Source organism: Massilia paldalensis, assembly GCF_044901715.1.
GTDB lineage: Bacteria > Pseudomonadota > Gammaproteobacteria > Burkholderiales > Burkholderiaceae_D > Telluria > Telluria paldalensis.
In genome coordinates, this window is sequence record NZ_JBJCIU010000004.1 from 318,067 (window position 1) to 337,135 (window position 19,069).

A 19,069-nucleotide genomic window follows, 5' to 3' on the forward strand; every position below is an offset into this window, starting at 1 on the left:
ATCAGCGTTCGAACGCGACGTGGCCGGACACGATGGTCGCCTTGACCTGCCCCGCCAGCTCGTAGCCGAGGAAGGGCGTGTGCTTGCCCTGGCTGGCCAGGTTCGACGCCTGCACGGTCCAGCGCGCGGCCGGGTCGAACAGCACCACGTCCGCCTGCGCGCCCGGCGCCAGCGTGCCGGCGGCCAGGCCGGCCGTGCGCGCCGCATCGATCGTGATGCGCGACAGGGCCCGCGCCAGCGCATCCTTGCCGCCGTGCTGCTCGTCGGCGAACTTGAGCATCAGCGCCAGCAGCAGCTCCAGGCCGGTGGCGCCGGGCGAGGCCTCGGCGAACGGCAGCAGCTTCTCGTCGTCGTCGACGGGGGTGTGGTCCGAGCAGACGGCATCGACGGTGCCGTCGAGGACGGCGGCGCGGATCGCCTCGCGGTCGCGCTGGCTGCGCAGCGGCGGGCTCAGACGCGCGTTCGGGTCGAAGAAGCCGATGTCGGCATCGGTCATGTGCAGGTGGTGCACGCCGACGTCGCAGGTGACCGGCAGGCCTTCCTTCTTGGCGGCGCGGATCAGGTCCAGCGCGGCGGCCGACGAGATGCGGCACAGGTGCACGCGCGCGCCGGATGCGCGCATCAGTTCGAAGATCGTGTGCAGGGCGATGGTCTCGGACATCACCGGCACGCCCGACAGGCCCAGGCGCGAGGCCAGCGGGCCGCTGGCCGCCACGCCGCCGCGGCCGATGTAAGGATCCTGCGGACGCAGCCAGACCGTGTAGCCGAAGGTTTTCGCGTACTGCATGGCGCGCAGCAGCACCGTGGTGTCCTCGATCGGTTCCTCGGCGTGCGAGAAGCCGATGCAGCCCGCCTCGGTCAGCTCGGCCATCTCGGTCAGCGCCTTGCCCTTCAGGCCCGTGGTCAGCGCGCCCAGCGGATGCACGTTGGCCTGGTTCAGCAGGCGCGCGCGGTGCTTGAGCATCTCGACCAGGCCCGGCTCGTCCAGCACGGGGTCCGTGTCGGGCGGGCACACCAGCGTGGTCACGCCGCCCTGCACGGCCGCCTGCATCTCGGATTCCAGCGTGGCCTTGTATTCGTAGCCCGGCTCGCGCAGGCGCGCCGACAGGTCCACCAGGCCCGGCGCCACCACCAGGCCGCTCGCGTCGATGGTGCGCGCGGCGTCAAAGCCGGCCGGCGCGCTGCCCACGGCGGCCACCTTGCCGTCGGCGATGAAGAGGTCTTGCACGGCGTCGATGCCGTTGGCCGGGTCGATCACGCGGCCGTTCTTGATATGCAGATTCATGTTATGCGTGGGTCCCTGCCAGAATGCTCATTACCGCCATGCGGACTGCGATGCCGAAGGTCACCTGCGGCAGGATCACGGCCTGCTTGCCGTCCGCGACCTTGGAGTCGATCTCGACGCCGCGGTTGATCGGGCCCGGGTGCATCACGATGGCATCCGGCTTGGCCAGCGCCAGGCGTTCCGGCGTCAGGCCGTAGCTCTTGAAGTATTCGCCGGCCGAGGGCAGCAGCGCGCCCGTCATGCGCTCGTTCTGCAGGCGCAGCATGATGATCACGTCGACGTCCTTCAGGCCCTCTTCCATGTCCGTGAACACGCGCACGCCCATCTGCTCCAGGCCCCCCGGCAGCAGCGTGTGCGGGCCGATCGCGCGCACTTCCGGCACGCCCAGCGTGGTCAGCGCGTGGATGTCCGAACGCGCCACGCGGCTGTGCAGGATGTCGCCCACGATGGCCACGCGCAGGTTGGTGAAATCCTTCTTGTAGTGGCGGATCGTGTACATGTCGAGCAGGCCCTGGGTCGGGTGCGCGTGGCGGCCGTCGCCCGCGTTCACCACGTGCACGTGGTTCTGCTGCGTGTCGTTCAGGTGCTTGGCGATCAGGTAGGGCGCCCCCGACTGCGAGTGGCGCACGACGAACATGTCGGCGTGCATGGCCGACAGGTTGTCGATCGTGTCCAGCAGCGATTCGCCCTTGGTCGTCGAGGAGGCCGCGATGTTCAGGTTGATCACGTCGGCCGACAGGCGCTTGGAGGCGATCTCGAAGGTCGTGCGGGTGCGCGTCGAGTTCTCGAAGAACAGGTTGAACACGCTCTTGCCGCGCATGAGCGGCACCTTCTTGACTTCGCGGTCGGAGATGCCGACGAAGCTCGACGCCGTGTCGAGGATGTGGTTGATGATGGACTTGGGCAGCCCCTCGATGGTGATGAGGTGCTGCAGCTCGCCGTTTTTGTTCAGTTGCGGGTTATGCATTGTCGTCTTCGATCGTGAGCGAGAGTTGGCCGCCGGCGCGGCTCAGGGACAGCGACTGGCCGGGCGCCAGCGCGGCGCGCGCGCCGACGAAATCGGCGGCCACCGGCAGTTCGCGTCCGCCGCGGTCGGCCAGGGCCGCCAGCATGATGCGCTGCGGGCGGCCGAAGTCGAACAGCACGTTGATCGCCGCGCGCACCGTGCGGCCCGTGTACAGCACGTCGTCGACCAGCAGGATGGTCGCGCCGTCGACGTTGAATTCGATGCGGGTCGGCTTCACGTCCGGGTGCAGGCCCTTCTTCGCATAGTCGTCGCGGTAGAACGAGACGTCGATGAAGCCCAGGCGTTGCGGCAGGCCGAGGTCGGCGGCGAGCCGCTCGGCCAGCCAGGCACCGCCCGAGTGGATGCCTACGATGGCGGCATCGTTCACGCCGGACAGGCCGGCGCGCACCTGCTCGAGCAGGTCGCGGTACAGCGCCTCGGCGTCGAAGGCGTCGTTGTCAGGAGTTGGCATGGTCGTCAAAGTATTGTTGCAAAATGATGGCGGCGGCCTTGGCGTCGATGATCTCGCCGCGCTTGGCCGGGATGACGGCCGACGAATAGCGTTCGTCGACTAGCTCGACGGGCAGGTTGAAGCGGCCGTGCAATTGGTTGGCGAAGCGGCGCGCGCGCAGCGTCATGTCGTGCTCGGCGCCGTCCGGATGGCGCGGCTCGCCGACGACGAGGCGCGCGGGACGCCATTGTTCGATCAGTTCGCCGATCACGGAAAAACGCGTCGCGTTATCGACGGCCTTGATGACGGACAGGGGCTGCGCCTGTCCTGTCAGGGTATTTCCCATGGCGATGCCGATGCGCTTGATGCCGAAGTCGAAGCCTAGAACGATATCAACCATCAGCGATCGTCTCGGGCAGAAAAAGTCCCCTGCATCAAGCGTGCCCCGCCTCGGAAGCGAGCATGAGGGGATCGATGCCCAGCAGCTTGATGGCGGCGTTGTAGCGTTCCTCGATCGGCAGGTCGAACAGCACGTGGGCGTCGGCGCCCACCGTCAGCCAGCCGTTGCGGGCGATCTCTTCCTCGAGCTGGCCCGGGCTCCAGCCGGCGTAGCCGATCGACACCAGCATGCGCTGGGGACCGGTGCCGCTGGCGACGGCTTCGAGCACGTCGATCGAGGTGGTGAAGGAAACGTCGTCGGTGACGCTCAGCGACGAGGAATAGCGCCCGCCCGGCGAATGCAGCACGAAGCCGCGGTCGTCCTGGACGGGGCCACCGAACATGATCGGCTCGTTCACGACGCTGGCGCGCAGGCCCTCGGCCACCTTCAGGTCGATGCGGTCGAACAGCACGTCCATGGTCATGTCGGTGGGCTTGTTGATGACGACGCCGAGCACGCCCTTGTCGTTGTGTTCGCAGATATAGACCACGGTGCCGCCGAAGATCGGATCGTTCATCGATGGCATGGCGATCAGGAAATGGTTGGCCAGGTTCAGCTGCGGCTGAACGGCGCTGGCCTGGCCCAGGGTGGACAGTCCTTCCTGCGGCATCCCGGGCATGGGTAGAGGCTTGCCGACCTTGCTTTTTTTCATGCTCATACTCTCTGTTGGCTCACTCTCTTCATTACCGCGGTATCAACTTGAAAAGCTTGGGCTTTTCGCTAGTTTACACCCATTTGCTCACGCGGCCATGGAAGCGGCGTTGTTGATCGATCGCAAAACGTGGATCGGCGGCAAATCAGAGGAATGGTAGACAGTAAAATGCGTCCTGCTTTTGACTCCGCACACAGAAGATGACTTTGAGAAACTCTTTGGTCTGGTTCCGGCGCGATCTGCGGACGGACGACCATGCAGCGCTGCACCACGCCCTGCTCTCCTCGCACAGGGTGTATTGCGTCTTCGTCTTCGATACCGACATCCTGGACGGACTGGCGGAGGACGACCGGCGCGTGCAGTTCATCCATGCCAGCCTGGTGGAACTCGACGCACGGCTGCGTTCAATGGGAGGTTACCTCATCGTGCGTCATGGGCGCGCCGCGGACGACATCCCCCGGCTGGCCGCCGAGCTCGACGCCGAGTCCGTGTTCGCCAACCACGACTACGAACCGCAGGCGATCCGGCGCGACCGCGCCGTGCTCGATGCGCTGCGCCGTGCCGGGCGCAGCCTGCAGACGTTCAAGGACCAGGTCGTGTTCGAGCGCGACGAGGTATTGACGAAGACGGGCGGCCCGTTCTCCGTGTTCACGCCCTACAAGAATGCCTGGCTCAAGCGCCTGGCGGCCGAGCCGCAGGCGGTCGATGCCTGGGAGACGGCCGAGCATGCCGGCGCCCTGGCCCCGGCGCCGGACGGCCACGCGCTGCCCGCGCTGGAAGAGCTTGGCTTTCGCGCGCCGCCATGCCCGCTACCCACGCCGGGCATGACGGGCGCCGGGCAGCTGCTCGATGCCTTCCTGGAACGCATGGCGCGCTACGACCACGACCGCGACTATCCGGCGCTGGACGCCACCTCGCGCCTGTCGCTGCACCTGCGTTTCGGCACGCTGAGCGTGCGCCGCCTGGTGCGCCTGCTGCGCGCGCGCATCGACGCCGGAGACGGCGGACTGGGCACCCCCGTCTGGCTGTCGGAACTGATCTGGCGCGAGTTCTACATGATGATCCTGGCGCGCCATCCGCGCGTGGTGACGGACAACTTCAAGCCGGCATTCGACGCGCTGGCCTGGGACGAAGGACAAGACGCGGACGCCCTGTTCGCGGCCTGGTGCGAAGGCCGCACCGGCTACCCGCTGGTGGACGCCGCCATGCTGCAGCTGAACCGCACGGGCTTCATGCACAACCGCCTGCGCATGGTGACGGCCAGCTTCCTCACCAAGGACCTGGGCATCGACTGGCGCCGCGGCGAAGCGTATTTCGCGCGCCGGCTGGACGACTACGAGCTGTCCTCGAACAACGGCGGCTGGCAGTGGGCGGCGTCCACAGGCTGCGATGCGCAGCCGTGGTTCCGCATCTTCAACCCCGTGACGCAATCGAAGCGCTTCGATCCGGACGGGACGTTCATCCGCGCATGGCTGCCGGCGCTGGGAAAGCTGGACAAGGCAGCGATCCATGCGCCGTGGCTGGCGAAGGACGCGGCGCTGGACAAGGCGGGGGTCGTGCTGGGGCGGGATTATCCCTTGCCGGTGGTCGACCACGAGCAGGCGCGAGCGAAAACGCTGGCGCGGTTCAAGAGGTTGAAGGCAGACTAGCCCGTCGTCCCTGCGCAGGCAGGGACCCAATTTTGCATGCGTTTCGACAGCGCGAGCAGAAACTGGGTCCCTGCCTTCGCAGGGACGACGGGTTCAGGCCAACAGCCGCGCAATCTCCGCCAGCAGCGCATCCTCCTGGAACGGCTTGCCGAAATACGCATCCACGCCCAGGTCGCGCGCATAGTTGCGGTGCTTGTCCGCCGTGCGCGACGTGACCATGACGATCGGCAGCGCCCGGGTAGCCTCGTTGCCGCGCACGTTGCGCGTCAGGTCGAATCCGTCCATGCGCGGCATTTCGATATCGACCAGCATCAGGTCCGGCTGCGTCTCCTGCATCTGTTCCAGCGCGTCGACGCCGTCCTTGGCCAGCAGCACGCGATAGCCTTCGCGCTCGAGCAGGCGCTGCGACACCTTGCGCACGGTGAGCGAATCGTCGACGACCATGATCGTGGCCACGCGCGCCGGCACGAGCGGCTGCGCCGGGGCGGGCGCGTCGCCGCCGGGAAGGCGCACGTCCGGCCCGGCCAGCAGCACCGGATCGAGGATCAGCACGATCTCGCCCGAACCGAGCACGGTGGCGCCGGCAATGCCGGGCATGCGCGCCAGTTGCGGGCCGATGTTCTTGACGACGACCTCGCGGTTGCCCTGCACCTCGTCGACCTGCAGCGCGATGCGTACGGCGCCGTTCCGGAGCACCAGCACGGGATAGGAGCGCTGGGCGCCCAATTGCGCGCCGCTGCCGCCCGGCTCGCGCAGCAGCGCCGGCAGGTAATGCAGGGGCAGCGGCTCGCCCTGCACGGCCAGCGTGCCCTGCGCGCGCGCCGCTTCCAGGTCCGCCTCGCGCACCTGCAGCACCTGCTCGACGAGCGTCGCCGGCAGCGCATGGGTGCGCGCTCCGGCCGCCACCAGCACCACCTGGGTGACGGCCAGCGTCAACGGCAGGTGGATGGTGAAGGCGGCGCCCCGGCCCGCTTCGCTGGCCACCTCCACGCGCCCGCCCAGCGCGCGCGCTTCGGAGCGCACGACGTCCATGCCCACGCCGCGGCCGGCCAGCTCCGTCAGGGTGTCTGCCGTCGACAGGCCCGGCTCGAACACCAGCTCGGCCGCATCCACATCGGTGATCTCCTCGTCCGCCGACGCCAGGCCCGCCGCGCGCGCCCGTTCGCGGATACGCTCCAGGTCCAGGCCCGCGCCGTCGTCGGCGAAGCGCAGCGCGACCTCGTTGCCCTGCTGGCTGACCTGCACCAGCAATTCGCCCGTCTCCGGCTTGCCGGCGGCGGCGCGCGCCGCGCGGTCCTCGATGCCGTGGACGATGGCGTTGCGCAGCAGGTGCTCGAACGGCGCGGCCATGCGTTCCAGCACGCTGCGGTCGATTTCCACGGCGCCGCCGCGGATGTCGAGGTTGACGCGCTTGTCGGTTTCCTTGGCCGTCTGGCGCGCCACGCGGAACAGGCGTTCCGACAGGCTGGCGAAGGGCACCATGCGCACCCGCATCAGGTCGCGCTGCAGGTCGCGCGTCAGGCGCGCCTGCGCGGCAAGGTCGGTGCCGGCGGCATCCACGGCGCGTGTCATGCCGTCCTGGAACGAGGCCACGTCGTCGACGCTTTCGGCCAGCATGCGCGTCAGTTCCTGCAATCGCGTAAAGCGGTCGAACTCGAGGGGATCGAATTCGCGCTCGCCGGCGATCGACAGGCGCGATGCAATTTGCGACTCGGCCTGCATCTCGATCTCGCGCAGCTGGCGGCGCAGCCGCGCCACGTTGTCCGAGAAATCGGACAACGCGCCCTTGATCGAGCCGACCTGGGTCTCCAGCTTGGAGCGCGTGATCGACACTTCGCCGGCCTGGTTGACGAGGCGGTCGAGGATGTCGGCGCGCACCCGCACCAGCGGCGCGGGTGCGGGCTGCGCACGTTCGGCCGGGGCGGCGGGAACGGCATCCGCGGCGGGGACGGCCGCACCGTCCGGCACGGCCTCGGCGGCGGCAGGCTGCTGCAGCTGCTCGAACAGCAGCTGCGCCTGGTCGTAGTTGGCCAGCAGTTCGTCGAAGGCCGCCTGGTTCGTGGTCCCGGCGTGCAGCATGTTCTCGACCTGGGTTTCCAGCGCATGCACGTGCTGGCCCAGGCGCATCGCGCCGGCCATGCGCGCGCTGCCCTTGACGGTGTGCAGGGCACGCAGCAGGCCGTGGGCCACGCCGGCATCGTGCGGATCCTGCTGCCACTGGCGCAGGTCCTGGCCGATCTGCGGCAGCAGGTCGGCCCCCTCTTCCATGAACACGGGCAGCAGGTCTGGATCGAGCTCGTCGACGAACACGGGCTCCGTGGCCAGCGCGGGCGCTTCCTCGTCCTCGTCCGCTTGCGCTTCTTCTTCCGCTTCTTCCGCTTCCCGCTCCGGCACGTCGAGCTGCAGTGCGGACACGTCGTCCGCCGCCTGCGCGGGCGCGGGTTCGTCGACAACGGCCGGCGGCTCGGGCGCGGGCTCAGATTCCGGTGTCAGTGCCGGTGCCGGCGCGAACAGCGCATCGAAGTCGATCTCGTCTTCCACCGGGGCCGTCGCGTCGGCCTCGTGGGCCGGCTGCGGTTCCGGCTGCGCCTGTTCCAGCGCCGGTGCGGGCGTGGCGAACGGGTCGTCGAAATAGGTATCGAACAAGTCGTCGACCTCGGCCACGGCCGGGTCGGGCGGGCGCGCCTCCACGGCGCGCGGCGCGAGTTCGGTGGCGGCCGGCAGCGGCAGCGCGCCGGCCAGCGGCGGCTCGGCCAGGATGCTCTCGTAGGTGGCGGCGAACAGCGCGTCGAGACGCGCGGCCAGTTCCGGTTCCGCGCCGCCCATGACGGCGTCGGCGCGCCGGCTGCCCAGCTCGTCGCGCAGCGCTTCCAGGCGCGCCAGCAGTTCCGGCTGGGCCGGCGCCGGTTCGCCCAGCGCGAACACCTGGCGCATGATGCGGATGCGATCGAGCGCTTCGTCCAGCAGGTCGAACTGCGCGGCGTCCAGCGGCGGCAAGGCCACCTGCAGCACTTCTTCCAGCGCATTGGCCAGCGCGCGCAGCGCGTTGAAGCCGACCGTGGCCGAGGTGCCGCCCAGCGTATGGGCCGCCTTCAGGGCGGGCGCCGACACGGCGCGCTCCGGCTCCCGGCGCCAGCCGGCGAAGTCCTCGCCCAGCAAGCGCACCAGCTCCGCGCTTTCGCCCAGGTAGATCTCGTACAGCGGCAGCGGGATGGCGAGCTCGCCGATCTGCTTGACGGCGTCTGCCTGCGCCTCGGGCGCGCTTTCCGCCCCTGCTTCCGCTCCTCCTTGCGCTCCTCCTTCCGCTCCTGCTTCCGCTCCTGATTCCGGCGCGGCTTCCGGCTCGTCCGCCTCCGCGGCCTGGTCCGCGGCGTCCGCATCGGGCGCGAACTTCCCGCCGTCCAGCACGCGCGCGGCGGCTGCCGCCAGCGCCGCGCCGTCGCGCGCCGTGCCGCCCTGCGTCGCCAGCTCCTCGACCCAGGCCGACAGCTCGGCGTGGGCCGCATCCAGCAGGGCCAGCAGGTCCGGCGTGGCGGCGCGCTCCTCGGCCAGCCACATGTTCATCGTCTTTTCGACGGCGGCGGCCGCGAGGGCGAACTGTTCCAGGCCCACCATGCGCCCGCTGCCCTTGAGCGTGTGGAAGGAACGGCGCAGCCGCGCGAGCCCGTCCTGGTCGGCCGGGGCGGCATGCGCGCCCGGCAAGGCCGTGCCCACCGCATCCAGCACCTCGCGCGCCTCGCCGATGAAGATCTCCAGCAGCTCCGCCTCGACGGCGCCGTCGTCCTGCGGCACGCCGGCGGCGGGGACCGGCTCGGGCTCGGGCTCCGACTCTTGCTCCGGCGCGGGCTGCGGCTGGGCCGCGGCGTCCGGTTCCTCCGGCGGCAGCGCCACCGGCAGGGCATCCTGCAGCGCCTCGAACGGCAGCTCGCGGAACAGGCGCTCCTCGGGGTCGAAGCGGAAGCGGCGGCGCGCGTTGTCGACGTTCTGGGCCAGCGCGTCGACGAAGAAGCCGAGCGCGCCGATATTGCGCGCCAGGTTGTCCAGCGTGGCGGCGCGTGCCTCGGCTGCGACGGATGGATCAGCGGCAAGATCGGCGGCAGCGAGACCGCGCAGCGCGCCGCGCACGTGCTCGACGGCGGCCGTGGCCTCGTGCTGGTCGAGGATCGCCAACGCGCCCTGCAGCTGGTGCAGCAGTGGGTCGGCACGGTCCAGGGCCTCGGTGTGCCGGGGGTGCTCGTGGTAGTCCTCGACGAGCTTCTCGACCTGGCGCAGCGCCGTGCGGATCTCGCCCGCCAGCACGGCCACCGTCTGGCCCTGCTGCAGCTCGCGCGCCAGTTCGCCCTGCCACTCGGGCGCCTCGGGCGGCGTCTCGCCCTGCGCCAGCGCGAGCAGGCGCTGGCCGACGGCCTCGGCATGCTGGCCGAAATCGTCCGGCAGCTGGCGCACCTGGTCCAGGCCGTGCTCGACGAACAGCATGGCCTGCGCCATCTCCATGCCGAAACGGTCGCTGGCACTGCCCGCCACCGACTTGCCGGCCGCCTCGCCCAGCTCGCGCAGCAGCTGCGCCAGCGCCGGCGCGCCCAGTTTCTCGCTGGCGCCGGCCAGCTTGGCCAGCGCGGCGTCGAAGTCGCCTTCCGGCACGTCGCCGCCCTCGCTGGCGATGCGGTCCCAGCCCTCCTTGGTTTCCTGCAGCGCTTCCTTGGCATCCTTCAGCGCGCCCGGGTCGATGCGTCCGTAGCGGCGTTCCAGGTAATCCGGCGGCACCTGGCCGTCCAGGCGCCAGGCGGCGCGCAGCAGGAGCGCATCCGGGGTCGGCTCGGCCGCCTGCGCCACCAGGAACAGGGCGTCGCGCAGCAGTGTCTCGGACAAGCCCTCCTGGCCCTGCGCCAGGCGGCGCAGCTGCAGGTTGACCTGGCCGAACAGCTGCTTCAGGTGCAGGTCGTTGTCCACCTGGCCCTGAGCCGCGAGGCCGGCCACGGCCTGCAGCGCCAGCCAGAACGCGTGCAGCTGCGGATCGCGCTGCGCCGCCGCGACGGGGGCCAGCGCATCGCGCATCGCTTCGGCGTGGGGGCGGCGCGCCGCATCGTCGGCGGCGCGCATGAACGGCAGCAGCGCCTTCTCGAAGCGCGCGCGGCAGGCGGCATAGTCGGGCGCTTCGGCATCCTGCGCCGGCGGCAGGTGTTCCGGCGCCAGCTCCAGGTCCAGCAGCGCGCCCGGATGCGCGCGCTCGGCGCCCAGCAGCTCCTGCAGGCTGCGGTAATACGGGAACAGCCGCAGCGGCTGCGGGGAGCTACCGTCCAGCAGTTCGTCCAGGTAGTCGACCAGCGCCCGGTAGGCTTCGTCCACGACCGCGATGGCCTCGTCGGCGAGCGCCAGCGTGCCGTCCTTGAAGCGGTCGATCGCGTTTTCCGCGCCTTGCGTCAGCAGTCCCACGCCCTTGACGTCCACCATTTGCAGGGCGCCGTGGGCCTGGTGCAGGTGCGACTTGGCGTGCAGCAGCAGGGTCGGGCGCGCATCGGGCGTGCGCGCGGCGGCGTCGCGCAGGGCATCGGCGGAGCGCGCGAGGGCATCGCGGATTTCCCCGATCACCCAGGACAGGGGACCGGCGTCGAAGTGCGGCGCGTACGCCGGCGAAAACTGGGTCATTGAATGCCTTAAAGAGTCCTCAAGCAGCAGACACGCGGAAGCGGGACACCGAGTCCTTCAGCTCCTGCGCCAGCGCGGCGAGCTGGCGGATCGACTGGGCGGTGTGCTGCGTGCCGCCCTGGGTCTGCTCGGTGATCGCCAGGATGTGCTGCATATTATGCGCCACGCCGTTGGCCGCCGTCGCCTGCTGGCCTGCCGCCGTCGCCATGCCCTGGATCAGTTCGGCTAGGCGGTTCGACACGCCCGAGATGTCGGCCAGCGCGGCGCCGGCCGCGTCGGACAGGCGCGCGCCCTCGACCACGCCCTGGGTCGATTTTTCCATCGCCGCCACGGCGTCGTGGGTGTCGGTCTGGATGGTGCGCACCAGCGCGCCGATCTGCTTGGCCGCTTCGGCCGAGCGTTCCGCCAGGCGCTGCACCTCTTCCGCCACCACGGAGAAGCCGCGCCCCGCCTCGCCGGCCGATGCCGCCTGGATCGCCGCGTTCAGCGCCAGCACGTTGGTCTGCTCCGTGATGTCCGAGATCAGCTCCGTGATCTCGCCGATCTCCTGCGAGGATTCGCCCAGGCGCTTGATGCGCTTGGAGGTTTCCTGGATCTGCTCGCGGATCTCGCCCATGCCCTTGATGGCGTTCTGCACGGCGGTGGCGCCCTGCTCGGCCGCCGCCACCGACTGGCGCGCCACCTCGGCCGATTCCTTCGCGGAGCTCGACACCTCGGTGATCTCGCCGGCCATGCGCAGCACGGTGGCCGAGACGTCCTGAATCTCGCGCGACTGCTGGCCGGCCGCGACCAGCAGTTCGCTGGAGACGTCCTGGGCCTGGCTTGAGGCGCCGCCCACCTGCTCGGCCGTGTCGATCACGCGCACCACCAGACCGCGCAATTCCTCGACCGTGTAGTTGACCGAGTCGGCGATGGCGCCCGTGATGTCCTCGGACACGGTGGCGGCCACGGTCAGGTCGCCGTCCGCCACTTCCTGCAGTTCGTTCATCAGGCGCAGGATCGCGGCCTGGTTCTGGTCGTTGGTGGCCTTGGCTTCTTCTTCCTTGGCCTGGGCCAGCAGGCGCATCGCTTCCGCTTCCTGGCGGCGCGCGTCGGCGCCGCGGGTGCGGTTGCGCGAATCCTGCAGCATCACGCGCGAGATGCAGCCGGCCGTCGCCAGCGCGAACACGGCGGAGGCGACCAGCAGCCAGAACCAGGGGCCGGCGCCCTCGCCGGCGCGCAGCGCGGACTGCAGGCGGCCCAGCTGGGCGCGCAGGTCTTCATTGTCGTGGAAGATCGCCTGCTCGGCGGCCTTGGCGGCCGTCAGGTCGGACAGGTGGCCGAGGAAGCCGGCGATCAGTCCCTGGCACACGTCGAACTTCGCCTGCACCTCGCCCAGCTTGATGCGCAGGTCCGGCTCGCGCACGGCGGCCAGGCCCAGCTGGGTGCTGCCGGCCAGCAGGCCGTCCACGGTGGCACGGAAGGTGGTGGTGTCGCGGCCCATCTGGAACGCGGTCTCGGGGGTGATGCCGCCCGAGGTCAGGAATTCGTTGGCGCTGCGCGACAGGCGCTGGGTCAGCATCATCATGCGGCCGAGGGCGGCCAGTTCCCGCGGGCTGCCGCCGCGCGCGCTGCGCTCGGTCAGGATGCTCTCGGTCAGCGCCAGCATCTCCGGCGCCAGGATGTCGAGCTGCTTGAGGTTCTTGTCGAAGCCGACCAGCTCGCGCTTCATCTTGAGGATGCTGATCGCGGAGGCGTCCGAGGCCGCCCACTTCTTGCGCACGGCCGCCAGCTGGTCCGCCAGGTCGCCGTTCGCGGCCGGGATGTCCTGGCCGTTGTAGATGCCGCCGCGCGCCAGCAGGTCGAGGTCGCGCCCCAGTTCGCGGCGGCTGTCCTCGAGCTGGGCGAACGCGGCCGGCACGCCCTGCATGGCGTTCGGCGCCGCCTTGCCGACGCGCTGCGAGTGCATCAGCGCCTCGCTGGCGATCTGGGTCTGGCTGGCGGCGACGGCGCCGCTGCCGGCGTTCTTCCACAGCGACAGGATGGTGAGCAGGATGCCGACGGCGCAGGCCAGCATCAGGATGCGCAGCTGGCGCGGCAGCGACAGGTGGCCGATCAGGGGCAGGCGCAGGTCGTCGTCCGCCGGCGCGGCGTCGGCTGCCGTGCCGGACGCGGACGGGTTTCCGGCATCGCCGCGGCGGCGCCGGCGCAGCAGGCTGCCCAGGCGCAGCGCGGCGGCGCTGGCCGATCCTACCCGCGCGCCCGCGGCGGCAGGCGCGGCCGCCGGGCCGGAAGCGGCTGCGGTGGCGCCTCCCAGGTTGAACTGGGTGTCCGGGGACGCCAGCACGGTCGCGCCATCGGCGTCGTCGGCGCGCCGGCCCTTGTCCTTGGCGAGAAAATTCAGCGGCAGTTTGGATGCGAATCCCATTCCAGCTCCAGTTCAGACTTGATTGTGATTGTCCGGCTCACGCGCCGGAGTGCGGGGTGCCGTGCGGGTCTTGCAGGCCGATCTGCAGGAAGCGCTCCTCGCGCACCAGGCCGGCCAGCGACAGGGGAATCCACTCCCGGCCGTCGGCATCGCGCAGGCTGCCGCCTTCCGGCGTCATGGCGGCGGGCGTCATGTCGGCGGCCTGGCGCAGGCCGACGACGCGGTCCACCAGCAGCGCGCAGGGAAAGCCCAGGCCCGCGGCAAAGGTCACCAGGCGCGCACTGCCGGCCGGCGGCGCGCCGTCCTGTCCTTGTTCCGTTCCCTGTTCCAGATAGCGCGCCAGGTCGACCACGCCGACCAGGCTGCCGCGCACATTGGCCAGGCCCAGGTACCAGGCCTGCGTCAACGGCACCGGGGCGATCGCGGGCAGCGGCACGATTTCTCCCGCCTCGAGCAGGTCGAGCAGGTAGCGCCTGGCACCGATCTCGATGCCCAGCTGGTGCGCGTGCGCGCCGCTGCTGGTGCGCGCGGCGAGCATGCGTTCGAGCAGCTGTTCCTGGTACTGGCGCAGGCGCGTGCGGCGCGCGGCATGGGCGCCGGCGGCGCTGCCGCCCGTGCCCGCGAGGTCGTCGGTGGCCGCCATCTCAGGCGCCGAGGGTGGCGATGCGCGCCAGCAGCTGGCCTTCGTCGACCGGCTTGACGAAATAATCCTTGGCGCCCTGGCGCATGCCCCAGATGCGGTCGGTTTCCTGGTTCTTGCTGCTGCAGATGATCACGGGCACGGCCGCCAGTTCGGGATCGCGGGCGATCGCGCGGGTCACCTGGAAGCCGTTCGCGCCAGGCATCACGACGTCCATCAGGATCAGCTGGGGGCGCTCGGCGCGGATCTTCGCCAGCGCATCCTCGCCGTTGTCGGCGGTGGTCACGGAAAAGCCGTTGCGCACGAGGATGTCGGTCAGGTAGTAGCGTTCGGTCGGGGAATCGTCGACGATCAGGATTTTTTGTATGGTCATGGCGGGCTGCGCTTGTGGATCGGGCGTGCTGGTTGGCGTCTTTACGGGCGTGCTCGTTCGTCGGCCGGGGCGTGCTCGCGCACGACGGCCAGCAGGCTGTCCTTGGAAAACGGCTTGGTGAGATAGGCGCTGGAACCGACCATCGCGCCGCGCGCGCGGTCGAACAGGCCGTCCTTGGATGACAGCATCACGACCGGGGTCGCGTGGAATCTGGCGCTCTTCTTGATCAGCGCACAGGTCTGGTAACCGTCCAGGCGCGGCATCAGGATGTCGCAAAACACCAGCGCCGGATGGTGGTCGTTGATCTTGGCCAGGGCATCGAAGCCGTCTTCGGCAAGCACCACCTGGTAGCCGGCCTGGCTCAGGAAGATCTCGGCGGATCGACGGATGGTATTGCTGTCGTCGATCACCATGATCGTCAGGCCTGTCGCTTGCATCGTCATATTCGTTTCACTTCAGCATGAAAACGCACGATAGCATAGGCAACCGTCGCTGTGCGCGATGCGTTGCTATGGAGCAACCAGACAGGCCGGAAAGGGTTGACGGGGTGTCAAGACCCTTATTGGACAGGCAAGAATCAGATGGCGGTCATCTCGAAATCGTCCTTGCGCGCGCCGCATTCCGGGCACGTCCAGTTCATCGGCACGTCGGCCCAGCGGGTGCCGGGGGCGATGCCGTCGTCGGGCGCGCCGGCGGCCTCGTCGTAGACCCATCCGCAGATCAGGCACATCCAGGTCTGGTAAGGCTGCGTATCATTGCTCACGTTGTGGTTCCTTATGGTGTGATGGAACCGCGAAGGGCCGTAGCGAGCGGCGGCAATGGTGGCCGAGAAGCACAGCTGTACGAGGAGTACAGTGAGCATCGCAGGCCGCCAGTGCAACGCGCAGTAGGCCATTCGTGGTTCACTCTAGTAGAATGCGATTCGAAAGTCTGGATCTTAATCTACGCGCTGTGCAAAACCAACCGTCTCCACTCATTCTCACGTTCGGCCCCGCCGATCCGGTCGGCGCCCTGGGTGTCCATGCGGACCTGAACGTCTTCGCCATGCACGCCTGCCACGGCCTGTCCGTGGTGACCGGCCTCCTGGTGGCGGATTCCGCGCGCGTCGACGATGTCCAGCCGGTCGACCACAGCCTGGTCGTGCACCAGGCCCGCATGCTGCTCGAGGACATGCCGATCGCCGCCATCAAGGTCGGCACGCTGGCCACGCTGGAGCAGGTGGCGGCGGTCGCCGAAATCGTGTCCGACTATGCCGACGTGCCCCTCGTACTGGATCCGTTCACGAGCAGCCTGCCCGACTGGGGCGTGCGCGACGACGACCTGCTGACCCTCCTGCACCAGCTGCTGGTGCCGCAAGCCAGCGTGCTGATGCTGTCGCAGCCGGAACTGGCGCGCTTCGCCGACTGCTGGCGCGACCCCACTAGCGAGGCGCCGCTGCAGGACGACGTCGACGAACTGACGGCGCTCGGCTGCGGCCATGTGCTCGTCACCGGCATCGGCGGCGGCGACGGCGTGCGCGCCAACAACCTGTACGACCGCGACGGCCTGGCCGCCAGCCTGTCCTGGGGCCAGCATTTCCCCGGCCCCTTCGTCGGCGCCGGCAATACGCTGTCGGCCGCGCTGGCCGCCGGCATGGCGCGCGGCGCGACGGCCGCCGACGCCCTCGCCGCGGCCCAGGACTACACCAGCGGCGCCCTGCAGCATGCCTGCCGCTTCGGCATGGGCCGCCTGATTCCCAATAAACTTTATCGCGCCCCCGGCGGCGCCTGCTGATAGCCACCCATGAACGATTCCACTTCGAAAAACGACATCCTGTTCGCCCGCGCCCAGAAGACCACGCCGGGCGGCGTGAACTCGCCGGTCCGCGCCTTCCGTTCGGTCGGCGGCACGCCGCGCTTCATCACCCGCGCCGAAGGTCCCTACTTCTGGGACGCGGACGGCAAGCGCTATATCGACTACATCGGTTCCTGGGGCCCGGCCATCGTCGGCCATGCGCATCCGCAGGTGATCAAGGCCGTGCAGGACGCGGCCGCGCGCGGCCTGTCGTTCGGCGCCCCGACCGAGGGCGAGATCGAGATCGCCGAGGAGCTGTGCCGCCTGGTGCCGTCGATCGAGCAGGTGCGCCTGGTCTCGTCCGGCACCGAGGCGACCATGAGCGCGCTGCGCCTGGCGCGCGGCGCCACGGGCCGCGACAAGATCGTCAAGTTCGAGGGCTGCTACCACGGCCACGCCGATTCGCTGCTCGTGAAGGCCGGCTCGGGCCTGCTGACCTTCGGCAACCCGACCTCGGCCGGCGTGCCGGAAGACTTCGTCAAACACACGCTGGTACTGGACTACAACAACATCCCGCAGCTGGAAGACGCGTTCCAGTCGATGGGCGACACCATCGCCTGCGTGATCGTGGAAGCCGTGGCCGGCAACATGAACCTGATCCGCGCCAACCCGGACTTCCTGCGCCGCATGCGCGAACTGTGCACCGAATACGGCGCCGTGCTGATCTTCGACGAAGTCATGTCGGGCTTCCGCGTGGGCCTCGGCGGAGCCCAGGCCCTGTACGGCATCACCCCGGACCTGACGGCGCTGGGCAAGGTCATCGGCGGCGGCATGCCGGTAGCGGCCTTCGGCGGCCGCGCCGACCTGATGGAAAAGATGGCGCCGGTGGGCCCGGTCTACCAGGCCGGCACCCTGTCCGGCAACCCGGTCGCCGTGGCGGCCGGCATGACCACGCTGAAGCTGGTGCAGGAGCCGGGCTTCTACGAGAAACTGTCGGCCCAGACGCTCAAGCTGGTCGACGGCCTGACGGCGGCGGCCAGGGAAGCGGGCATCGACTTCTGCGCCGACGCCGTGGGCGGCATGTTCGGCATGTACTTCTCGGCCACCGTGCCGTCCAGCTACGGCCAGATGATGGCGGGCGACAAGAACCGCTTCAACAGCTTCTTCCACGGCATGCTGGACGAAGGCGTGTATTTCGCGCCGGCCATGTTCGAGGCTGGCTTCGTGTCGGCGGCGCATGACGATGCCGTCATCGCCGAGACGGTGGAGGCGGCGCGCCGGGTGTTTGCGCGCCTGGCATAAGTAATAGCCCAAAAACGTCGTCCCTGCGAAGGCAGGGACCCAATTACTGCTGGCGCTATCGCAGCGCGTGCAAATTGGGTCCCTGCCTTCGCAGGGACGACGTGGTTTTATATTGCCTATACCTGCTGCACCGCCGCGTGCCGCTGCGCGACCGCCACCCTGCGCGAGGCCCGCTTGCGCCACCAGATGATCACGCCGGTCACGCTCAGCATGGCGACGACGAGACCCATCGCCGAGATCAGGATCCGGCCCGGCAGGCCCAGGATGCGGCCCGAATGCAGGGGGAACTGGGCCTGCACGAAGATGTCGGCGGCCGTGCCCTTCCACGGCTGGCGCTCGCCCAGCAGGCGGCCATCGGTGCCGTCGTAGTACAGCAGCGCGGGACCGACCCCGCCCGTGCCGTGGTCGTCGCCCGGCTTGTACAGGCTCACCATATAGATGCCGAATTCCTGCGAATAATAGATGGCGCCGACCGGTTCGCTCCAGCCGCGGCGCTGCGCTTCCTGGCCGGCGCGCGCGATCACGTCGGCGAAGGGCTGGCGCGGCACGACGTAGTGCTGCTTGTCGGCCATCGGACGGGTGTCGAACGGGGTCGGCGTCACCTGCGACACCTTGCGCATCACCGGGTAGAAGACTTCGTTGTACAGGTTTAGCGAGAACGCCGTGAACGCGAGGATGAACAGCAGCATCCACGTCCACAGGCTGAAGGCGCGGTGCAGGTCGAAATTCAGCTTGCTGCTGCCGCCCTTCCAGCGCACCTTCCACGCCGGTTTCCAGCGCTGCCACCACGTCTTGCCGGTGGCCGGCGCGCGCGCTTCCAGCGCGTTCTTCTTGCGGCGCACGGGCAGCGTTAGGTAGAAACCGACGAAGCTGTCGACCATCCAGATCATCGCGATGCCGCCCATCAGCCACAGGCCCCAGCGGTCGATGCCCCACATCGCCGGGATGTGCAGCGTGTAGTGCAGGCGGTACAGGAAGGAGACGAAGGTTTCCTGGGTGATGGGCCACACGGCGCCCCACTCGCGCTTGCCCAGCTCGACGCCGCTGACGGGGTCGACGAAGACCTGGTTGAAGCCCGGCTTGGTCAAGTCCTGGGTGACGGGGTCGAAGCGCGGCGACACGCCCAGCGCCAGCGATTCGCCCGGCTCCACGCTCAGCGGCACGTAGGACACGCGGATCTCCGGATAGCGCGCCTCGACCTGGCGCGCCAGCTCCAGCGGCGACTGCGGCTTGCCGGCTGTGTGCGCTTCCATCAGGTGGGGATTGAGCACGTCGTCCAGCTCGTGGTCCCAGGAGATGATGGCGCCGGTGATGCCGCTGACGAACAGGAAGGCTGCCGTCAGCAGGCCGAGGTAACGGTGGATCGGGGTCCAGAAAGCGCGCATGTCGACCTGTGTTCAGAATCGGGTGGAAATGCAAATAATAACAATTCTCATTTACATGTCA

At 69.3% G+C, this 19,069-nt stretch carries 15 protein-coding genes; 3 read left to right on the forward strand and 12 right to left on the reverse strand.

Annotation, left to right across the window (positions count from 1 at the left end; translation table 11 throughout):
- Nucleotide 1 precedes the first annotated feature (1 nt).
- From ACI1V7_RS20770 to ACI1V7_RS20790, 5 genes are read right to left on the reverse strand one after another with little or no spacing between them, the layout of a single operon-like run.
- Complete coding sequence (locus ACI1V7_RS20770; protein WP_404533742.1) at nt 2-1,285, reverse strand: dihydroorotase; 1,284 nt, start codon at nt 1,283-1,285, stop codon at nt 2-4.
- A gap of 1 nt (nt 1,286) precedes the next feature.
- Nucleotides 1,287-2,252 (reverse strand): aspartate carbamoyltransferase catalytic subunit, encoded by a 966-nt coding sequence (locus ACI1V7_RS20775; protein ID WP_404533743.1) that lies wholly within the window; start codon nt 2,250-2,252, stop codon nt 1,287-1,289.
- The gene (pyrR, locus tag ACI1V7_RS20780) at nt 2,245-2,763 is read right to left on the reverse strand and encodes a bifunctional pyr operon transcriptional regulator/uracil phosphoribosyltransferase PyrR (RefSeq protein ID WP_404533745.1); all 519 of its coding nucleotides are present in this window, start codon (nt 2,761-2,763) and stop codon (nt 2,245-2,247) included. Before pyrR ends, ACI1V7_RS20775 begins: the two co-directional genes overlap by 8 nt.
- Nucleotides 2,750-3,142, reverse strand: a complete 393-nt coding sequence (ruvX, locus tag ACI1V7_RS20785) for a Holliday junction resolvase RuvX (protein WP_404533747.1) — start codon at nt 3,140-3,142, stop codon at nt 2,750-2,752. Before ruvX ends, pyrR begins: the two co-directional genes overlap by 14 nt.
- Before the next feature lie 34 nt (nt 3,143-3,176).
- Nucleotides 3,177-3,833, reverse strand: coding sequence for a YqgE/AlgH family protein (locus ACI1V7_RS20790; RefSeq protein WP_404534165.1), 657 nt, complete (start codon nt 3,831-3,833; stop codon nt 3,177-3,179).
- A gap of 200 nt (nt 3,834-4,033) precedes the next feature.
- Here ACI1V7_RS20790 and ACI1V7_RS20795 point away from each other — a divergent pair, with 200 nt between their 5' ends.
- Nucleotides 4,034-5,482 (forward strand): cryptochrome/photolyase family protein, encoded by a 1,449-nt coding sequence (locus tag ACI1V7_RS20795; protein ID WP_404533749.1) that lies wholly within the window; start codon nt 4,034-4,036, stop codon nt 5,480-5,482.
- Nucleotides 5,483-5,575: 93 nt separating this feature from the next.
- On the opposite strand, the gene ACI1V7_RS20800 is transcribed toward ACI1V7_RS20795, so the two are convergent.
- The 6 genes from ACI1V7_RS20800 to ACI1V7_RS20825 all read right to left on the reverse strand — a co-directional run bounded on the left by ACI1V7_RS20800 (nt 5,576) and on the right by ACI1V7_RS20825 (nt 15,278).
- Nucleotides 5,576-11,128, reverse strand: a complete 5,553-nt coding sequence (locus ACI1V7_RS20800) for a hybrid sensor histidine kinase/response regulator (protein WP_404533751.1) — start codon at nt 11,126-11,128, stop codon at nt 5,576-5,578.
- 19 nt (nt 11,129-11,147) lie between these two features.
- Nucleotides 11,148-13,535: a methyl-accepting chemotaxis protein gene (locus ACI1V7_RS20805; RefSeq protein WP_404533753.1), complete on the reverse strand. Its 2,388-nt coding sequence runs from the start codon at nt 13,533-13,535 to the stop codon at nt 11,148-11,150.
- Between the two features lie 37 nt (nt 13,536-13,572).
- The gene (locus ACI1V7_RS20810) at nt 13,573-14,178 is read right to left on the reverse strand and encodes a chemotaxis protein CheW (protein WP_404533755.1); all 606 of its coding nucleotides are present in this window, start codon (nt 14,176-14,178) and stop codon (nt 13,573-13,575) included.
- A gap of 1 nt (nt 14,179) precedes the next feature.
- A complete protein-coding gene (locus tag ACI1V7_RS20815) occupies nt 14,180-14,548 on the reverse strand; it encodes a response regulator (protein ID WP_404533757.1) in 369 nt (122 codons plus the stop codon).
- A gap of 41 nt (nt 14,549-14,589) precedes the next feature.
- Nucleotides 14,590-14,985, reverse strand: a complete 396-nt coding sequence (locus ACI1V7_RS20820) for a response regulator (RefSeq protein ID WP_404533759.1) — start codon at nt 14,983-14,985, stop codon at nt 14,590-14,592.
- Between the two features lie 140 nt (nt 14,986-15,125).
- Nucleotides 15,126-15,278 carry a rubredoxin gene (locus ACI1V7_RS20825; protein WP_029755924.1) on the reverse strand — a complete coding sequence of 51 codons (153 nt, stop codon included), beginning with the start codon at nt 15,276-15,278 and terminating at the stop codon, nt 15,126-15,128.
- A gap of 221 nt (nt 15,279-15,499) precedes the next feature.
- On the opposite strand from ACI1V7_RS20825, the gene thiD reads away from it, so the two are divergent.
- Both thiD and hemL read left to right on the forward strand, forming a co-directional pair.
- A complete protein-coding gene (gene thiD / locus ACI1V7_RS20830) occupies nt 15,500-16,321 on the forward strand; it encodes a bifunctional hydroxymethylpyrimidine kinase/phosphomethylpyrimidine kinase (RefSeq protein WP_404533761.1) in 822 nt (273 codons plus the stop codon).
- Between the two features lie 9 nt (nt 16,322-16,330).
- Nucleotides 16,331-17,623 (forward strand): glutamate-1-semialdehyde 2,1-aminomutase, encoded by a 1,293-nt coding sequence (gene hemL, locus ACI1V7_RS20835; protein ID WP_404533763.1) that lies wholly within the window; start codon nt 16,331-16,333, stop codon nt 17,621-17,623.
- Nucleotides 17,624-17,739: 116 nt separating this feature from the next.
- Here hemL and ACI1V7_RS20840 read toward each other — a convergent pair whose 3' ends face one another.
- Entirely contained in the window at nt 17,740-19,008 is a 1,269-nt protein-coding gene (locus ACI1V7_RS20840) for a PepSY-associated TM helix domain-containing protein (protein ID WP_404533764.1), read from the reverse strand.
- Nucleotides 19,009-19,069 lie beyond the last annotated feature (61 nt).